The 18,074-nt window shown below is 57.0% G+C and carries 19 protein-coding genes; 8 read left to right on the forward strand and 11 right to left on the reverse strand.

All coding sequences use genetic code 11. The features are described from left to right. Positions 1-59 precede the first annotated feature (59 nt). The 7 genes from R0135_RS14555 (at position 60) to trpC (ending at position 6,651) form a co-directional block, all read left to right on the forward strand. A complete protein-coding gene (locus tag R0135_RS14555; protein WP_407347643.1) occupies positions 60-1,085 on the forward strand; it encodes an aminoglycoside phosphotransferase family protein in 1,026 nt (341 codons plus the stop codon). After that, on the forward strand, positions 1,072-1,794 hold the full coding sequence (murU, locus tag R0135_RS14560) for an N-acetylmuramate alpha-1-phosphate uridylyltransferase MurU (RefSeq protein ID WP_407347644.1): 723 nt from the start codon (positions 1,072-1,074) through the stop codon (positions 1,792-1,794). Before R0135_RS14555 ends, murU begins: the two co-directional genes overlap by 14 nt. After that, positions 1,791-2,462 (forward strand): ribulose-phosphate 3-epimerase, encoded by a 672-nt coding sequence (rpe, locus tag R0135_RS14565; protein ID WP_407347645.1) that lies wholly within the window; start codon positions 1,791-1,793, stop codon positions 2,460-2,462. Before murU ends, rpe begins: the two co-directional genes overlap by 4 nt. A gap of 234 nt (positions 2,463-2,696) precedes the next feature. Next, on the forward strand, positions 2,697-4,184 hold the full coding sequence (trpE, locus tag R0135_RS14570; RefSeq protein WP_407347646.1) for an anthranilate synthase component I: 1,488 nt from the start codon (positions 2,697-2,699) through the stop codon (positions 4,182-4,184). Further along, entirely contained in the window at positions 4,184-4,789 is a 606-nt protein-coding gene (locus R0135_RS14575) for an anthranilate synthase component II (RefSeq protein WP_407347647.1), read from the forward strand. Before trpE ends, R0135_RS14575 begins: the two co-directional genes overlap by 1 nt. A 3-nt stretch (positions 4,790-4,792) precedes the next feature. Continuing rightward, positions 4,793-5,851, forward strand: a complete 1,059-nt coding sequence (gene trpD / locus R0135_RS14580; protein ID WP_407347648.1) for an anthranilate phosphoribosyltransferase — start codon at positions 4,793-4,795, stop codon at positions 5,849-5,851. Next, a complete protein-coding gene (trpC, locus tag R0135_RS14585) occupies positions 5,848-6,651 on the forward strand; it encodes an indole-3-glycerol phosphate synthase TrpC (RefSeq protein ID WP_407347649.1) in 804 nt (267 codons plus the stop codon). The genes trpD and trpC overlap by 4 nt, the downstream gene beginning before the upstream one ends. A 13-nt stretch (positions 6,652-6,664) precedes the next feature. Here trpC and crp read toward each other — a convergent pair whose 3' ends face one another. After that, positions 6,665-7,309, reverse strand: a complete 645-nt coding sequence (crp, locus tag R0135_RS14590; protein WP_407347650.1) for a cAMP-activated global transcriptional regulator CRP — start codon at positions 7,307-7,309, stop codon at positions 6,665-6,667. A 132-nt stretch (positions 7,310-7,441) separates the two neighbouring features. On the opposite strand from crp, the gene R0135_RS14595 reads away from it, so the two are divergent. After that, a complete protein-coding gene (locus tag R0135_RS14595; RefSeq protein ID WP_407347651.1) occupies positions 7,442-7,870 on the forward strand; it encodes an OsmC family protein in 429 nt (142 codons plus the stop codon). Here the strand turns inward: R0135_RS14595 and coq7 are convergent, their stop codons facing one another. From coq7 to R0135_RS14645, 10 genes are all read right to left on the reverse strand, one after another. Beyond that, a complete protein-coding gene (coq7, locus tag R0135_RS14600; protein ID WP_407347652.1) occupies positions 7,871-8,458 on the reverse strand; it encodes a 2-polyprenyl-3-methyl-6-methoxy-1,4-benzoquinone monooxygenase in 588 nt (195 codons plus the stop codon). A 75-nt stretch (positions 8,459-8,533) separates the two neighbouring features. Further along, on the reverse strand, positions 8,534-9,829 hold the full coding sequence (gene purD, locus R0135_RS14605; protein WP_407347653.1) for a phosphoribosylamine--glycine ligase: 1,296 nt from the start codon (positions 9,827-9,829) through the stop codon (positions 8,534-8,536). 36 nt (positions 9,830-9,865) lie between these two features. Continuing rightward, positions 9,866-11,452 (reverse strand): bifunctional phosphoribosylaminoimidazolecarboxamide formyltransferase/IMP cyclohydrolase, encoded by a 1,587-nt coding sequence (gene purH / locus R0135_RS14610; RefSeq protein WP_407347654.1) that lies wholly within the window; start codon positions 11,450-11,452, stop codon positions 9,866-9,868. Next, positions 11,449-11,778: a DNA-binding transcriptional regulator Fis gene (gene fis, locus R0135_RS14615; RefSeq protein WP_407347655.1), complete on the reverse strand. Its 330-nt coding sequence runs from the start codon at positions 11,776-11,778 to the stop codon at positions 11,449-11,451. Before fis ends, purH begins: the two co-directional genes overlap by 4 nt. Further along, positions 11,775-12,758, reverse strand: coding sequence for a tRNA dihydrouridine synthase DusB (gene dusB, locus R0135_RS14620; protein ID WP_407347656.1), 984 nt, complete (start codon positions 12,756-12,758; stop codon positions 11,775-11,777). The genes fis and dusB overlap by 4 nt, the downstream gene beginning before the upstream one ends. 116 nt (positions 12,759-12,874) lie before the next feature. Next, entirely contained in the window at positions 12,875-13,759 is an 885-nt protein-coding gene (prmA, locus tag R0135_RS14625) for a 50S ribosomal protein L11 methyltransferase (RefSeq protein WP_407347657.1), read from the reverse strand. A gap of 6 nt (positions 13,760-13,765) precedes the next feature. Beyond that, positions 13,766-15,109, reverse strand: a complete 1,344-nt coding sequence (gene accC / locus R0135_RS14630; protein WP_407347658.1) for an acetyl-CoA carboxylase biotin carboxylase subunit — start codon at positions 15,107-15,109, stop codon at positions 13,766-13,768. A gap of 19 nt (positions 15,110-15,128) precedes the next feature. Further along, positions 15,129-15,602, reverse strand: coding sequence for an acetyl-CoA carboxylase biotin carboxyl carrier protein (gene accB / locus R0135_RS14635; protein WP_407347659.1), 474 nt, complete (start codon positions 15,600-15,602; stop codon positions 15,129-15,131). Between the two features lie 3 nt (positions 15,603-15,605). After that, positions 15,606-16,070, reverse strand: coding sequence for a type II 3-dehydroquinate dehydratase (gene aroQ / locus R0135_RS14640; RefSeq protein WP_407347660.1), 465 nt, complete (start codon positions 16,068-16,070; stop codon positions 15,606-15,608). A gap of 147 nt (positions 16,071-16,217) precedes the next feature. After that, positions 16,218-18,017: a protein-disulfide reductase DsbD family protein gene (locus R0135_RS14645; RefSeq protein ID WP_407347661.1), complete on the reverse strand. Its 1,800-nt coding sequence runs from the start codon at positions 18,015-18,017 to the stop codon at positions 16,218-16,220. Positions 18,018-18,074 lie beyond the last annotated feature (57 nt).

Consider the following 18,074-nt stretch of genomic DNA (forward strand, 5'->3'; position numbering starts at 1 on the left):
GGCGGTTACTGACCGTCCGTGATGTTTTGGATTTTGGGTGATTAAAACCCTGGAGATGTGTGAGTCGCGCTGATAGAACAGAGCAGCTGAGGCAATGGTATGCGTCGCGATCGCCCATCGGCTCGCAGAAACTCGAGCCGGTTGCCGGAGACGCCAGTTTTAGACGTTACTTTCGTGTGGCTCACGACGGCCTGTCAGTGATCCTTTGTGATGCGCCCCCTCAAACCGAGAAGAATGCTGAGTTTGTGGCCCTTGCCGGAGCCCTTGCGGATGCGGGTCTGCGAGTGCCTGCGGTACTTCAGGCCGATCTTGAGCAGGGGTTTCTGGCGCTGGAGGATCTGGGGGATCAGACGTTACTGCCCTTGTTGACGGCGCAAACCGTCGATGGTTATTACTCGGATGCTCTGGGTATGCTGCAGGACCTGGCGCTGGCCGATGCAGCGAACTTCTCCCTGTTACCCTATGATCGCGCGCATCTTTGCCGCGAAATGGCTTTGTTTCCCGAGTGGTTTTGCCAGGGCTTGTTGGGACTGGATATGCCGTCAGATGTTGTAGGCGACTTCGCGGCTCTGGAGTCTTTACTCTGCGACCGGGCCCTGGCTCAGACGCAGGTCGTGGTGCATCGTGATTTTCATGCTCGCAACCTTATGTTGCTTGCCGACGGTGCTCTTGCCACCATTGATTTTCAGGACGCGGTGCTAGGTCCTCTCACCTATGACCCGGTTTCTCTCCTCAAAGACTGCTATCTGCGCTGGCCGGATGATCAGGTTCGCCAGTGGGCGCTAAAGCACCGCGAGGATCTGGCAGCGCGGGGCGTTGTTGTGCCTGAGCCCAAGGCATTCCTTATGGATTTTGATTTCATGGGATTGCAGCGACACATCAAGGTGCTGGGAATTTTCGCAAGGCTTTATTTACGTGATGGAAAGCCGGGCTACCTCCAGGATCTGCCTCGCGTCATGGGCTATGTGCAAAGCACATTAAAAAGTTATCCCGCCGTGCCGGCGCTGGCAGCCTTTGCCGCCTGGTTCGATCGACAGATCCTGCCAGCGGCTCAGCAGCACGACTGGTTTCATGAGTCCGGCTAGTTCGAATACACCCGATAAAGTGGTGCCGCGCGTAGCGATGCTGCTGGCCGCGGGCAAAGGTGAGCGCATGCGACCGCTCACCCTCACTACGCCCAAGCCCTTGTTGAGGGTAGCGGGCAAGCCTTTGATTGACTACCACATCGAATCACTGGTTAAAGCTGGCGTTGATAATATTGTGATTAACGTTTCCTGGTTGGGTCAGCAAATCGTCGAGCACTGCGGCGACGGTGGCCGCTGGGATTGCGCGATTCGTTACAGTCGCGAAGAGGAACCCCTTGAGACAGCCGGCGGTATTATTCAGGCACTGCCGCTGCTCGGCGATAAGCCTTTTTTGCTGGTCAATGCGGATATCTGGACCGATTGTGACTTTAGGGATCTGCTTCAACATTCCTTAAGGCCCGGGACCGCAAACTTGCAGCTGGTGGACAATCCCGAACATAACCCCGCCGGTGACTTTAGTTTGCATGAGGGGAGAGTGACTGCCGCGGGTAAAGACAGCCTCACTTATGCCGGCATAGGTCTGTATGATCCGCGTTTCTTTGACGGATACGCGCCTGGGAAACGACCGTTGCTGCCTTTGCTGGAGCAGGCGATCTTAGAGCGACGCTTGTTTGCGCAGCACTACCGCGGACGCTGGACTGATGTGGGAACGCCGTCGCGCCTTGAACAACTTGAACGTGAGCTTGCTAAAAAACAGGACAAGACATGAATGAATTTTTGATTGCGCCATCCATATTGTCTGCAGATTTTGCGCGTCTGGGAGAAGAGGTCGACAATGTACTGGCCGCCGGAGCCGATATCGTGCATTTCGATGTGATGGATAATCACTACGTGCCTAACCTCACCATCGGTCCCATGGTGTGCAAAGCTTTGCGCAAACACGGGGTTACCGCTCCCATTGACGTGCACTTGATGGTTTCTCCGGTGGATCAGCTTATCGGCGACTTTGCAGAGGCAGGTGCAAGCTTCATTACCTTTCATCCGGATGCCTCCACCCACGTTGATCGCTCTTTGCAGATGATTCGTGACGCCGGTTGCAAGGCCGGTTTGGTGCTCAATCCCCATGTTGGCTTGGACGATCTGACCTATGTGATGGACAAGCTGGACATGATTCTGTTGATGTCCGTGAATCCCGGCTTTGGCGGCCAATCGTTCATCCCTTCGACGCTGACCAAGCTTCGCGAGGCTCGGGCGCTTATCGATGCCTCTGGATTGAATATTCGTCTCGAGGTGGATGGCGGGGTTACTCCGGCCAATATTGCAGAAATCGCGGCGGCCGGTGCAGACACATTCGTGGCCGGTTCGGCGATCTTTGGCAAGCCCGATTATGCGGCGGTTATTAGTGAGATGCGCAGGGCTTTGGCAGGCGCAGTTTAAAGAGCCTGGCTACAGCGTTGATGCAAAGTACAGCGCTTGCCAAGTCCGACGTCGAGGCTACAATGGCGACTATGACTACTGGAATCCATGACACTCGACCGTATGGGGCAGCAGCCCAAAGTGCGGTCATACGGGAGATGACACGCTGGCGATGGTGACTGCCCGGGCTTGTTTCGCCCCTCGCTAATCACCTTTGCTTTGCAAACCCCGTAACCCGCTTTCCAGGACCATCCCATGACAACTGATGAATTTGCCGCACTGGCCGCTCAGGGCTACAACCGCGTGCCCGTCCATCGCGAAGTGCTGGCGGACTTTGACACGCCGCTATCTACTTACCGAAAACTTGCCGAAGGTCCCTATTCCTACCTCTTCGAATCTGTAGAGGGCGGCGAGAAGTGGGGTCGCTATTCGATCATCGGCTTGCCGTGTCAGGAGTTAATCAAGGTGTACGGCCACCGGGTAGAGAGCTGGGTTGATGGCGAGTGTATCGGGACCGAAGAGGTCGCCGACCCGCTGGATTTTGTCGAGGCCTATCAGCAGTGTTTTCGCAGTCCCGAACAGAATGCTTTGCCGGTGTTTCACGGTGGCTTGGTGGGCTATTTTGCCTACGATACCGTGCGCTATGTGGAGCCGCGACTTGCCCACAGCTGCCCCGAGGATCAGCTGCACACGCCGGATATTTTGCTGATGCTCTCCGAAGAAGTGTTGGTATTTGATAATCTCGCCGGCACCCTGCGTGTGATTGTCAATGTGGACCCCGGCGTAGATGGCGCGCTGGCGACCGCCAATGCCCGCCTCGATAGTCTGGTGGCTGCTCTTGATGCACCACTGGATCCATTGCCGAGAGTGTCATTGGCGGGCGCTGATGGCAGTGCTCATGAAGCGAAAGCGCGGTTTAGTCTCAGTCAGGGTGAGTACGAGGCTGCGGTAGACACCGTAAAGAACTACGTGCTGGCCGGCGACGTTATGCAGGTAGTACCTTCGCAGCGTATGACCCTGCCGTTTTCTGCGCCGCCGCTTAATCTGTACCGAGCGCTTCGCAACCTCAATCCCTCGCCTTATCTGTATTTTCTGGATCTTGACGAGTTTCAGGTGGTGGGCTCATCGCCGGAGATTCTTGTAAGAGCGGAGCAGGGCAAGATTACCGTGCGTCCCATTGCTGGAACGCGGCACAGAGGTAAGTCCGAAGCCGAGGATCAGGCACTGGAGGCCGAGTTGTTGGCGGACCCCAAGGAAATAGCTGAACACCTCATGCTTATTGATCTAGGGCGTAACGACGTCGGACGTATCGCTCAAACCGGTACCGTTGAGCTTACTGAGAATATGCAGGTAGAGCGTTATTCTCATGTGATGCATATCGTGTCCAATGTCGAAGGCCAGTTGCAGGAAGACCTTTCATCCATGGACGCTCTACGCGCCGCACTGCCTGCAGGCACACTCAGCGGCGCACCAAAAATTCGCGCTATGGAAATCATCGACGAGCTGGAACCGGTGAAACGTGGTATTTACGGCGGCGCCGTGGGTTATCTGTCCTGGGCCGGCGATATGGATACCGCTATTGCTATTCGTACAGCGGTGCTCAAAGACGGAGAGTTGCACATACAGGTGGGGGCAGGCGTAGTGGCAGATTCGGTTCCCAGCGCTGAGTGGCAGGAAACACTGAACAAAGCCCGGGCAATACTGCGAGCGGCAGCCATGGTCGATGCCGGGGAGCAAATCTGATGCTGCTGATGATCGATAACTACGATTCCTTTACTTACAACGTGGTGCAGTATCTGGCGGAGCTTGGGGCAGACGTGCAGGTCTTTCGTAACGACGAAATCACCATTGATGAGATTGAGGCTCTGGCCCCTGAGCGCATTGTGATCTCCCCTGGTCCTTGCACCCCTAACGAGGCGGGGGTTTCCATGGAGGCCATTGGGCACTTTGCCGGGAAGTTGCCGATACTGGGGATTTGTCTGGGGCATCAAAGTCTGGGGCAGGTCTACGGTGGCCAGGTTGTTCGAGCGCAGCGGGTGATGCACGGCAAAACCTCTGAGATTCATCACGATGGCAGTGGCGTGTTCAGCGGTCTGCCTTCGCCGTTTGTTGCCACGCGCTATCACTCGCTGGTGGTGGCTAAAGACACTTTGCCTGATAGCTTTGCCGTGACAGCCTGGACTGTGAACGCCCAGGGTGAAGTCGACGAGATCATGGGATTGCGTCACCGCAAGACCGGCGCCGAGGGAGTTCAGTTCCACCCGGAGTCGGTACTTAGCGAGCATGGGCACGCCTTGCTGCAAAACTTTTTACAGCAATCTGTGTTGCCGGATGAAGGGGAGACTTAAGAGATGGATATTCAGCAGGCTCTGGCCCGGGTCGCCGAACAGGAAGACCTCAGCCAAGACGAAATGGCGTCGGTTATGCGGCAGATTATGTCCGGTGATGCCACCGATGCGCAGATAGGCGCTTTGCTCATGGCCTTGCGGATGAAAGGCGAAACTATTGATGAGATTGCCGGTGCGGCCGGCGTGATGCGTGACTTGGCAACGCCGGTATCCGTACACGGTGATTACCTGGTTGATCTTGTGGGCACCGGCGGTGATGGGGCGAATCTGTTTAACGTATCCACGGCTGCCTGCTTTGTTGTGGCTGCGGCAGGTGCCAGGGTGGCCAAACACGGCAACCGCTCCGTTTCCAGCACCAGCGGTAGTTCGGATGTACTGGAGGCTTTGGGTGTTCCTCTGGATTTAAGTCCCGAGCAGGTTGCCCGGGCCATTGATGATGTGGGCTTGGGATTTATGTTTGCACCGGCGCATCACAGTGCGATGCGTTACGCTATCGGCCCTCGGCGTGAGCTGGGGCTGAGAACCCTCTTTAACCTTCTGGGTCCCCTGACGAATCCTGCGGGAGTTAAGCGTCAATTACTGGGTGTTTACAGCGAGGCCTTATGCGAGCCCTTGGCTTATGCATTAAAAGCCCTGGGTAGTGAGCATGCCATGGTGGTGCACTCAGAAGATGGGCTCGATGAGATCTCTATTGCGGCGCCCACAAAAGTGGCAGAGCTTCGGGACGGCAAGGTGACTTGCTACACCATCAGCCCCGAAGACTTTGGATTGGCCGCAGTTGATCTGAGTGGCTTGTCGGTGAGCTCAGCGCAGGCGTCCGCAAAATTGATACGTGCGGCGCTCTCCGGTCGTAGCGCTGAAGATGCCGATACGAACCCGGATAAAGCCAGGCAGATCATAGCCATGAATGCCGGCGCAACCATCTATGTTTCGGGAATAGCATCGTCCTTGGCTGATGGGGTGGCGCTTGCCGAGGACCTACTGTCCACCGGGCAGGCCGCAGAGAAACTCAAAGCTTTTGTGGATATGACGCAGCTTATGCGTGAGGGAAAAAGTGCATGAGCTCATCAATACCCGACGTGTTACAGAAGATTCTGGCGCGTAAGGCAGAAGAGATTCGCGAGCGCAAGGCGCATGCCTCACTGGCTGATCTTGAGGCGACCATCGCGACGCAGGAGCCAGCTCGGGGCTTTACCGCGGCGATGCAGCGCTGCGCGGCACGCGCCATGCCTGCAGTGATTGCCGAGGTAAAAAAAGCATCACCCAGCAAGGGCGTTATTCGCGAGCACTTTGAGCCCGCTGCTATTGCCGCCCAATATCAGGAAGGTGGTGCAAGCTGTCTTTCTGTGCTGACCGATCGCGACTTTTTTCAGGGCAGCGAGGCGTACCTGCAGGCGGCCCGTGCAGCCTGCGATCTGCCGGTACTGCGCAAAGACTTTACGGTGGACGCCTATCAGATTGCCGAAGCACGGAGCATCGGTGCCGATGCAATATTACTGATTGTTGCCGCTCTGGATCTGGAGGAACTGCGCGAGCTGGCAGCCGCTGCGACTCACTACGGTTTGGATGTGTTGGTCGAGGTGCATGATCAAGGCGAACTCGACCTCGCCCTGGAGCTGGATACGCCGCTTTTGGGTATCAATAATCGCAATTTGCGTAATTTTGAAACCAGCCTGGATACTACCTTGGCACTATTGCCGTTGATACCCGAAGAGAAATTGGTGGTCACCGAAAGCGCTATTCACACGCGAGGCGACGTGATGAAAATGCGCGCCGCCGGTGTCCCCGGTTTTTTGGTAGGTGAAGCGTTTATGCGCGCTGATGACCCGGGGTTGGCGCTGCGGACACTGTTCGCCGACTGAAACCAGCAATGCCTTAATGTGCGGCGTAAACCACTATGGTCTTACCTGCCACTGACACTAAGCCTTCCTGTTCAAGAGTTTTGAGTACTCTTCCAGCCATTTCCCGGGAGCAGCCGGCAATCTTGCCCAACTCCTGACGGGTAATCTTGATCTGCATGCCCTCGGGGTGGGTCATTGCATCGGGCTGTTTGGATAGGTCGATGAGCGTATGCGCGATACGACCGGAAACATCCACAAAAGCCAGGTTTTTTAGTTTGAAGGTGGTCTTTCTAAGGCGACTGGACATTTGTGAGGCAATGCCAAACAGAATGTCAGGAAACTGCGATTTGATTTTGATAAAGCGTTCATAAGAAATCTCGGCAATCTTGCTAGCTTCGCGCGTGATGACTTCGGCGCTGCTGGTTTCTTCTTCCTCGGCAAACAAGCCCATCTCGCCGAAGAAGTCCCCAAGGTTTAGATAGCTGACTACCATCTTGTGGTCTTCGTCCTGTTCATCTTCGACCATGACAGTGACCGAACCGTCGAGGATTAAATAGAGCTTCTCGCTTTTCTCGCCCTCGCGCAGGATCGTTTTACCCTTCGCGTACTCTTTGGTTTCACAAAACCGCAGAAAATCCTCAACGTTAGGTATGGCTTGCAGAAGCTGCGGACGAAGCATGATCAGACCCTTCAATTTTTGGTGCGAAGAGTGTACCCCGAGAGGCGCGACAGGCAAATCCCCGCCGTACTTTCGATTCTTTACGGTTGTGCTACATTCGCGCCCTTTCTAGCATTCACAGGAGCGCGTGTCGTGCAGACTACGGTCAAATGGGTAGATGGAGCGATGTCTCTGGGGGAGTCCGGCTCGGGACACTCTGTTGTTATGGATGGGCCAGAAGATTTAGGTGGGCGCAATCTGGGTCCCAGGCCCATGGAAATGCTGCTCATGGGCACCGGCGGCTGCGCCATGTTTGACGTTATCAGCATGCTTAAGAAATCCCGTCAGCCGGTGCAGGATTGTCGCGTAGAGATTCAGGCCGAGCGGGCTGATGCTGTGCCTGCCGTATTTACCCGTCTGAATATGCATTTTGTGGTCAGTGGTGCGGGATTAAAAGACAATCATGTAAAACGCGCAGTAGAGTTATCTGCCGAAAAATACTGCTCGGCATCGATCATGCTCGGAGCTGCCGGCGTAGAAATTACTCACAGTTATGAGGTGGCGGATACCGCTGCTGGTTGACTAAACGTAGTAGCTGCTTCGCGTCATCACCTGGGATAGCGCAGTCATGGCTGTTTTGACGGGTCGCGGGAAGTTTTGCCCGCCGGCGGCGAGGGCGTTTTCGCCATGACGCTCCTCATCTTCAAGCATCTGCTGCAATATCAATCGCGAACGACGATCATCCTCTGGTAGCTGACGCAGGTGGTCCTTCAGGTGAGCGCATACACGCTCTTCGGTTGCGGCCACAAAACCCAGACTTACGGCATCACCCACTGCGCCTGCGAGCGCGCCGATGGCAAACGACAGGCCGTACCAGGCTGGATTAAGAACACTGGGTTGGCTGTTTAGCTGTCGCAAACGCTCTTCACACCACACCAGATGATCCACTTCCTCGGCGGCGGCCTCGCGCATTTCTTCGCGCACTGTTGGCAGTTTGGCAGTGAGTGCCTGCCCCTGATAAAGGGCTTGGGCGCAGACCTCGCCGGTATGATTGACGCGCATGAGTGCCGCCACGTGCTTTTTACTGGGGGGGGGCAGTTCTGTTTCGCTGTGTCCCCGGGCAGGAGAAGGCCGACCAGCTGTGTTGCCACGGCTGCTCAGTGTGCGCATGACCGTATCGGCCTCGCAGATAAGCTTGTCTAAAAATGTCAGGCGTCTCGTCACAATGCAATTATCAGTTTGGGCTCAGTCTTGATGATAGCGCTCGATGGCGCGCCAGCCAATGTCGCTTCGAAGCGTCATACCTTCCCAGCTAATCTTGGCTGCCGCGCGGTAGCAGCGATCCCGGGCATCGGCAATAGTGTCGCCCAGGGCTGTGACGCATAAGACGCGGCCACCGCTGGTGCACACCTTGCCTGAAATGGGATCCAGGCCTGTGCCGGCATGAAAGATCTTGCTGTCTTCGTCCTGCTCGCTGTCCAGACCCTCGATCACTGCACCTTTAGCGTAACTACCAGGGTAGCCTCCGGCAGCAAGCACTACACCCATGGCAGGACGGATGTCCCAACGGGCTTCTTGGTCACCCAGTGCGCCATCAATGGCCGCGTCACAAAGGCGATCCAGGTCGCTTCGCAGGCGCAGCATAATGGGTTGTGTTTCCGGGTCACCAAAGCGGCAGTTGAATTCAATAACTTTAGGCGCGCCATCAGCTGTGATCATTAGGCCCGCATAGAGGAACCCGACGTAGCGGTTGCCTTCGGCGGCCATGCCTCGCACGGTGGGCATGATGACCTCATCCATCACGCGCTGATGGACAGCCTCAGTAACTACCGGTGCCGGGGAGTAAGCACCCATGCCACCGGTATTTGGACCGGTGTCCCCTTCGCCGATGCGTTTGTGATCCTGGCTACTGGCCATGGGAAGCACTGTTTCACCGTCGCTGATTACAATAAAGCTGGCTTCTTCGCCGTCCAGAAACTCTTCGATGACTACTCGACAGCCTGCCTCACCGAATGCGTTGCCAGACAACATGTCGGTGACAGCTTCTTCCGCCTGAGCCAGAGTCTCAGCGACGATCACGCCCTTGCCCGCGGCGAGGCCATCGGCTTTTACTACGATGGGTGCTCCCTGCTGACGCAGATAGCTCAGCGCTGCGTCGACCTCGGTAAAGGTGGCGTAGTTCGCGGTAGGAATGTTGTGGCGGGCAAGGAAGTCTTTGCTGAACGCTTTTGAGCCTTCCAGTTGTGCGGCACCAGCGCTGGGGCCAAAGCAACGCAGCCCCTGTTGTTCAAAGTAGTCGACTACGCCCGCGACCAGGGGAACCTCTGGCCCGACAACAGTGAGTTCGACCTGCTGATCTTGGGCGAACGCGCACAGAGCGGAAAAATCTGCGAGATCAAGGTCAACATTTTCAAGGAGGGGCTCCAATGCCGTGCCGGCATTGCCCGGCACCACGAACACTCGACCGACCCGCGCTGACTGCGCCAGTTTCCAGGCCAGCGCATGCTCCCGACCCCCGCTTCCCAATACCATGACGTTCATTGCAACTGTGCTCTGTTTAACTGCGTTGGATGTTGATCAATGACGAAAGTGTCTAACGCCGGTGAACACCATGGCCATGTCATGTTCATCAGCAGCGGCGATCACTTCCTCATCGCGCATGGAACCACCGGGCTGTATCACTGCGGTGATGCCGGCGGCAGCGGCGTTGTCGATGCCGTCCCTGAAGGGGAAGAAAGCATCCGAGGCCATTACGGATCCGGGAACTTCAAGTCCTGCGTGTTCAGCCTTGATTACCGCGATGCGGGCAGAATTTACCCGGCTCATCTGGCCTGCTCCAACCCCGATGGTCTGTTCATCGCTGGCATACACGATGGCATTGGATTTCACATACTTGGCCACTTTCCAGGCGAACAACATGTCCCGTGCCTGATCTTCCGTGGGCAGTCGTTTAGTCACCACCCTAAGGTCATCCGGGTTTATCACTACGCTGTCGCGATCCTGAACCAGCAGGCCTCCAGCAACGCGCTTGTAATCCAGTCCAGACACGGGGTCCATGAGCGATCCGGTTGTCAGTACACGGACGTTTTTCTTCTCGGCTAGCACCTTGGCTGCGGCATCGCTGACCGATGGCGCAATGATTACCTCGACAAACTGTCGTTCGATGATGAGCTGTGCCGTGGATCGATCCACTTCGCGGTTGAAGGCGATGATGCCGCCAAAAGCGGACTCAGGGTCCGTTGCATAGGCGCGTTCGTAGGCTGTCAGGCTGTCTTCGCCGATGGCCACACCACAGGGGTTGGCGTGTTTAACAATGACACAGGCGGGCTCGGCAAACTGGCGGACGCAGTCGAGCGCGGCGTCGGTATCGGCAATATTATTGTAGGAAAGGGCTTTTCCTTGAACTTGCGTAGATGTTGCAAGAGAGGGTCCCACGGCAGAACGCTCACGATAAAAAGCGGCCCCTTGATGGGGGTTCTCGCCGTATCGCAGGTCCTGCACTTTGTGAAACTGCAGGTTGAGTGTGCGTCCGTGCGTGACGGTATCTTCTTCTAATCGGGCACCCAGGTAGTTAGCAATAGCACCGTCGTAGGCTGCGGTGTGCTCGAAGGCGCGCACTGCGAGATCTCGCCGCATCGCGCCGGGGACGCAACCGTCTTTGTCGCGCATTGCAGCAAGGACGCGGGGGTAGTCCTCTGCGCGGGTTACGCAGCTGACCCAGGCGTGATTTTTGGCGGCGGCGCGAAGCATGCCGGGTCCGCCAATATCGATATTTTCAATAGCATTCTCAAGGCTGCAGTCGGGGTCGGCTACGGTTGCTTCAAACGGATAGAGATTGACGATCACCATATCGATGGCATCGATACCATGCTCGGCCATCGCGGCATCATCTTCGCCCCGGCGACCTAGGATTCCACCGTGTATCTTCGGATGGAGTGTCTTTACCCTTCCGTCCATCATCTCTGGAAAACCTGTGTGCTCGGCGACCTCGGTGACCTCAAGACCCGCTTCGCTGAGCAGTCGGTAAGTTCCACCGGTGGACAGCAGTGCAACGTTCATCGCTGCCAGGGCACTGGCAAATTCGACGATGCCTGTTTTGTCTGAGACGCTGATGAGAGCGCGGCGTACCTGATAGTCGTCATTGTCTGTGCTGACTGTGTTCACAGCGCGGGTCCTCGATTATTGATGGAGTATTGCTTGAGTTTTTTGCGTAGCGTGCCCCGGTTAAGCCCGAGCATTGTTGATGCGCGGCTCTGATTCTGCCGGGTGTACTCCATGACGGCCTGCAACAGCGGCGCTTCTACTTCAGACAGCACAAGGTCATAAAAGTCCGTGCTCATCTCGCCATCCATCTCATCGAGATAGCGACGGACAAACAGATCCACAGCCTCTCTGAGGGACGCTACGGTCGCCGCCTCGCTGGACTGGGTCAGTTGAAACAGAGCACTGGGTGTTGCGACGCTTTCAGCCAAAGCTTCGGCCTTACTCATGCAGCGAGATCCTGTTGGTCAAGTTCGTTAAAGAGAGTGTCGAGGAAGAGGATTTGCTCCGCGGCCCCGTCGAGTCTATTAAATAGGCGTTTTTCTTCCTGTAGTCCCGGATGTCCATCCAGATACCAGCCGATGTGTTTGCGAGCAATGCGGGAGCCTGAAAACTCGCCATAAAACGCATGCAGCTCTTTTAAGTGTTCAAGCATTACCGCGTACTGCGTGGCCAATGCTGGGGCAGCGGAAGAGCCGTCGGCGATAGCATTTGCCACCAGGCCCGGAAGCCAGGGTGCGCCCTGAGCGGCTCGGCCAATCATGACGCCAGCGGCTCCCGTGTGCGCCAAGACAGCACGAGCATCATCGGCGCTGCGAATATCGCCATTGGCAAGAACCGGAATGTCGATGGCTTTAACGATTTCTGCGGTGGTGTCGTGTTCGACTTCCCCACTAAACGCGCAGGCGCGAGTGCGGCCGTGGACGGACAGTAAAGCGATGCCCGCGTCTTCGGCGATGCGAGCGATACTGGGCCCATTGCGATGTTCCGGATCTGCGCCGGTACGAATCTTAAGCGTCACCGGGACGCTCACCGCAGATACTACGGCCCGAAGTATCGAGGCGACGAGGGGCTCATCTGCCAGCAGCGCCGAGCCTGCGGCCTTACGGCAGACCTTTTTTGCCGGGCACCCCATGTTGATATCAATGATCTGCGCGCCACAGCTCACGTTATAGCGCGCTGCTTCGGCCATAAGATGCGGGTCGTTACCGACAATTTGAACCGAGCGCGGATCAATTTCCATATCGTGTCGCCGACGCTGCTGGCTTTTGCGTGACTCCCGAAGGCGAGGGTCCGAGTGGACCATCTCTCCGACCAGCAATCCCGCTCCGAAGCGTGCGCAAAGACGCCGAAAAGGCAGGTCTGTTACGCCCGCCATGGGTGCGAGAGCCACGACATTGGCGGTCTGATGGGGGCCGATGGTTAGCATTGGGGTGCTGTTTGCGGATCCGTATGGGGGCTGGCTCAAGGGACGCGCAATGTTACGTGAGAGGGGCTTCGCAAAAAAGGCTTTGCGGCTAAAAAGTGCTCATTTTTTGACCAAAATCAGGGGAGACTTCCCCCAAGGCAGACCCATTCGGCCTGCTGCTGGAGAACCGACAGCTCAAGTCGGGGCGCGTAGTGTGCAATGAGCTCGTCTGCCTGGGTATCGAGGAGTCCCGCGAGCACCAAATGCCCCCCGGGTGCCAAGAAGTCGCAAAGCTCCTCTGACAGTGCCGCCAGGGGCCCAGCCAGAATATTGGCCAGCACAAGGTTGCTTGAGCCTTGCCACCCTTGCGGGGCGTAGTTGCCGGGGAGTGCAATCTGAAGGCACTTCGGGTCGATGTCGTTGCGTGTGGCATTATCGGCCGTGGCCGTGAGTGCCTGGGGGTCGTTATCCACTGCCAGCAATTGGCTTGCGCCCAGACGCAGAGCGGCGATGCCCAGAATTCCGGATCCGCAGCCAAAGTCGACGACCCGCGCGCCGTCCAGCGCCATACCGTCAAGAGCAGTAAGGCACATAGCGGTTGTGGGATGGGTGCCCGTACCAAAGGCGAGGCCAGGGTCGAGCAATAAATTGATCGCATCGGGGTCCGGAGGTTCTTTCCAGCTGGGACAGATCCAGACCCGCTCGCCAAAGCGCATGGGTTCGTAGTGCTGCATCCACTCCCGTTCCCAGTCTTTGTCTTCGAGGATCTCAATGCGGGCGGTGGCGGCGCCATCAAGATCACCGATGACCGTCAGCACCTGATCCATATCAGCGTCGGCCTTAAACAAGCCGGTGATGCGGATAGCTTTCCATAGAGGGGTAGCGCCGACCGCGGGCTCCAGAAGTGGCTCGTCTTCCCGATCCTCCAAAGTAACGGAAAGCGCCCCCGCGGCGAGCAGCGCGTCTTCCAGCGACTCGGCCTGAGCTTTGCCGCAGTCCATTCGCAGCTGCAGCCAGCTCATGATTCTTCAGCCGTCTTCGAGCTTGCTTTCCAGGTAATGGATACTCACACCACCGGCCATAAACGACGCGTCGCGCACCAGTTCCCGATGCAGCTGCGTATTGGTCCTGATACCTTCGATCACGAGCTCGTCGAGCGCCTGACGCATACGCGCCATGGCCTGATCCCGGTCTTCGCCGTAGCTGATGATCTTGGCGATGAGCGAGTCGTAGAAGGGCGGCACCGTATAACCATCATAAATGTGTGAATCGACGCGCACACCTGGTCCACCGGGTGCATGAAACGTCGTGATTCGCCCGGGCGATGGCATAAAGGTTTGCGGATCTTCTGCATTGATACGACATTCAAGCGCATGGCCGGTGAAACGCACGTCTTCCTGAGCCACCGAAATTGGCAGTCCGCTGGCAATACGCAGCTGCTCGCGCACGATATCCACGCCGGTAATCAGCTCGGTTACCGGATGCTCCACCTGTACCCGGGTGTTCATCTCAATGAAGTAGAAACCGCCGTCCTCGTAAAGAAATTCAAAAGTTCCCGCTCCGCGATAGCCGATTTCCTGACAGGCCTTCACGCAGGCCGCGGCCACATCGGCCCGGGCTTTTTCGTCAATCCCCGGTGCAGGAGCTTCTTCGATGACTTTCTGGTGGCGGCGCTGCAGTGAACAGTCACGATCACCCAGATGGATGGCGTTACCGTTGCCGTCGGCAATCACCTGTATCTCTACGTGGCGGGGACGCTGGAGATACTTTTCCATGTACACCACATCGGAGCCGAAGGCCGCGAGCGCTTCGCTCTTGGTGATTTGCACCGAGTTCACCAGAGCGGCTTCGTTGTGCACTACGCGCATACCCCGCCCGCCGCCGCCTGCTGCAGCCTTGATGATTACGGGATAACCGACCTGTCGGCCGATCTCAATCATTTCCTGGGGATCATCCGGCAGTGGGCCATCGGAGCCTGGAACCGTTGGCACGTTGGAGGCCTTCATAGCATCCTTGGCAGATACCTTATCTCCCATGAGACGGATGGTTTCGGACCGTGGGCCGATGAAGATAAACCCCGACTGCTCTACCTGCTCGGCAAAATCGGCATTCTCAGCAAGGAAGCCATAGCCGGGATGAATGGCGTCGGCGTTACTGACCTCGGCAGCCGAGATGATTGCCGGCGCGTGCAGGTAGCTCTGCGCGGCCCCGGCCGGACCGATACATATGGCTTCGTCGGCGAGGCGAACGTGCATGAGGTCGGCATCTGCTTTGGAGTAAACGGCGACCGTTTGGATGCCCAGCGCCTTACAGGCGCGCAGGATCCGCAGCGCAATTTCGCCGCGGTTAGCGATAAGCACTTTTTCCAACATGTTGTGATTACCCGCCTGTTTAAACGATAGAGAACAGTGGCTGATCGAACTCCACTGGTTCGCCGCTATTGGCAAGCACCGCTTCGATGGTGCCCGACACTTCGGCTTCGATTTGATTCATCATCTTCATTGCTTCGACGATGCACAGTACATCACCTGCCTGCACGGTCTTCCCGACTTCGACAAAGCTTGGTGAAGAGGGCGAGGGCGAGCGATAAAAAGTCCCCACCATGGGAGACTTGACGATAGTGCCACTGGTCGTGGGCTTACTATCGAGTTCAGCCGGGGCCGCTGCGGGCGCTGCAGCCTGGGGTGCCAGAGGCGCTGCGGCAACCGGGGCGGGTGGTGGATAGCTGTAGTTGGGCGCGGGGGCAGGGATGCCGCTTATGCCACGGCTGATGCGCACAGACTCCTCGCCTTCTTTAATTTCTATCTCGCCGATGCCGGATTCCTCCAGCAGTTCGATCAGTTTTTTAACCTTGCGAATATCCATGAGCTAGCCTCTGGCAGTTTGCGAAGAAGTTGTATTTAGATGCTGTAGAGCGAACTGGAGCGCGGCTTCGTAGCCCAGCGGGCCCAGACCGCAGATCACGCCGACAGCGAGATCCGAAAAATAGGAGTTGTGCCGAAATGGTTCGCGCGCGTGCACGTTTGAGAGGTGTACTTCGACAAAGGGTAGATCAGTCGCCGCGAGCGCATCGCGCAGGGCGACGCTTGTATGCGTGAATGCAGCGGGGTTAATTATGACGAAGTCGATGTTCAGGCCGCGTGCCCGATGGACCGTGTCGATCAGTTCGGCTTCGGCGTTGCTCTGAAAGGTCTCAAGTTCACAGTCGGCTTCATTGGCGAGCGCCATCAGGCGCTGATCAATGCTTGACAGGGTGTCAGAGCCATAGATTCCGGGCTCTCGCTCACCAAGCATGTTCAGATTTGGGCCGTGCAAGACTAAAATTCGGGCCATGAGACACTCGAACACTCTTATTTGGGCGAGAGTCTTGCCTAAATTGGCTCATTTGTCCAGAAATAAGCCTACTTTGTAGAAGATGGCTGTCTTTTTGCCGAATTTAGCCGCTTTATAGCCGCACTAAACTACCCTGGAACAATCCAGTCACGGTCCTGCAACGCCCTCGAGGGCTTTGAGTACGGTTTGGGTGCGCAGTAGTTGGGGTAGCACCGTCGGCGCCTGAGGGCCGGTATACAGCACGTACAGCGGAATGCCACTGCGGCCGTGGCTGGCGACAAAATCAGCGATGATCGGATCGTAATCCGTCCAGTCAGCGATCATGTAGGTGACGCCGGCATCTCTAAACGCCTCCTGGACCTTAGTGGTCAGCAGCACGGCGCGCTCGTTTGCAAGACAGGTGATGCACCAATCAGCGGTTACGTCCACGAAAACCGGCTGACCCTCCGCAATGAGCTGGTTCAGTGACTCGGGCGTATAGGCCACGGTACCCGCAGGGAGTGTGGATTCATCACTGCCCAGGTGCGCCGGGCGCCAGGTCGCAAGGGCGATCGCTACCACAAGGCAGGCAAGCGCAGTGCTTTTGGCCAGGAAGGAACCCCGCCAGAGCCATAGTCCCAGCGCGATTAACAACGCGCCAAACAGTGTGGCAGCCATAACATCGACACTGGTTTGGCGTCCCGCGACCCAGAATAACCACAAGGCAGTTGCGTAGAGGGGAAATGCCAGCGCCTGCTTGAGTCGTTCCATCCATACGCCCGGGCGGGGCAGATATTTCCTGGCAGTTTCGCTGTAGGACAGCAGCAGCATTGGCGCGGCCATGCCTGCGCCAAGCGCGGCGAACACGCTCAGACCCTGCGCCGGTGGTTGCACCAGCGCATAACCCAGTGCGGTACCCATAAAGGGCGCGGTACAGGGGCTTGCGACCACAACCGCGAGCACGCCAGTAAAGAAGCTACCCGTGGAGCCACCGCTTTGTGCCAGATCGCTACCGAGGTTCATAAATCGGCTGCCCAGCTCCACCATGCCACTGAGCGCCAGTCCCATGACCACAAACAGATAGGCAAGACCAATGACAAAACCCGGTGACTGGAGCTGGAACCCCCATCCGATAGCCTGTCCTGCTCCACGTAAGCCCAGCAGAATGCCGGCCACCAACAAAAAACTCAAAATCACGCCGGCGCTGTAAAGCCAGCCATGACGTCGACGTTGATTCACCGGTGCTGACGCAAATCCCAGCACTTTCAGCGAGAGGATGGGTAGAACACAGGGCATGAGGTTGAGGATGATGCCCCCCGCGAAAGCCAGCAGCATCATGAACAACAAACTCTGGCTGGGAGCCGGATTACTTGGGAGCAAAGAGCTGCTGGGCGCTCTGCGGGCGGGAGTGTTTATCTCCCTTATCTCACCGTTTTCGTCGATGTTGAAAGTTTGCGTGCGCGGGGGATAGCAAAGCCCCGCGTCTGCGCAGCCCTGGGAGGTCACACGAAGCTGCCCTCCTGCAAGGGGGCCTGGCGTAAGGAGTTCAATATCCACGCCATCGTAATACACCTCAACGCGGCCAAAGAATTCATCCTCTCGCACAATTGCCGATGGAAACTCCGGCGTGAGTGTTGATGACTCGGTGCCATTGGAAAATTCGAAGCGAAACGCATGCTGGTAAAGGTAGTAACCCGGAGGCATTTGCCAGATAAGAAGCAGCGTATTGCTGGATATGGGCTCTACGGCCAGCGGGTAAGCTTCTTCTACCGGCAGAAACTCTTGCTCAACAAACTCATTGCCCAGGGGCGCCGCAGCGGATGTTAAGGCGCTTTGGCTGAGCGCTGTGGACTGCGCGAGCACTGTGCTCGTCCACAGGAGCGAGCAAAGGGCAAACAGCAGGCCCACAGAACGCCTACCTCGCGCGGGAGTTGCTGTTGCAAAATGTGTCGCTGAACGTAATGTCATGAGTAGGGCCTTGCCGATTCTGCCTAGTGTAACGTGCTCAAGATGCACAGATGTAGT

The sequence above is a fragment of the Congregibacter variabilis genome, assembly GCF_045689235.1.
Classification (GTDB): Bacteria; Pseudomonadota; Gammaproteobacteria; order Pseudomonadales; family Halieaceae; genus Congregibacter; species Congregibacter variabilis.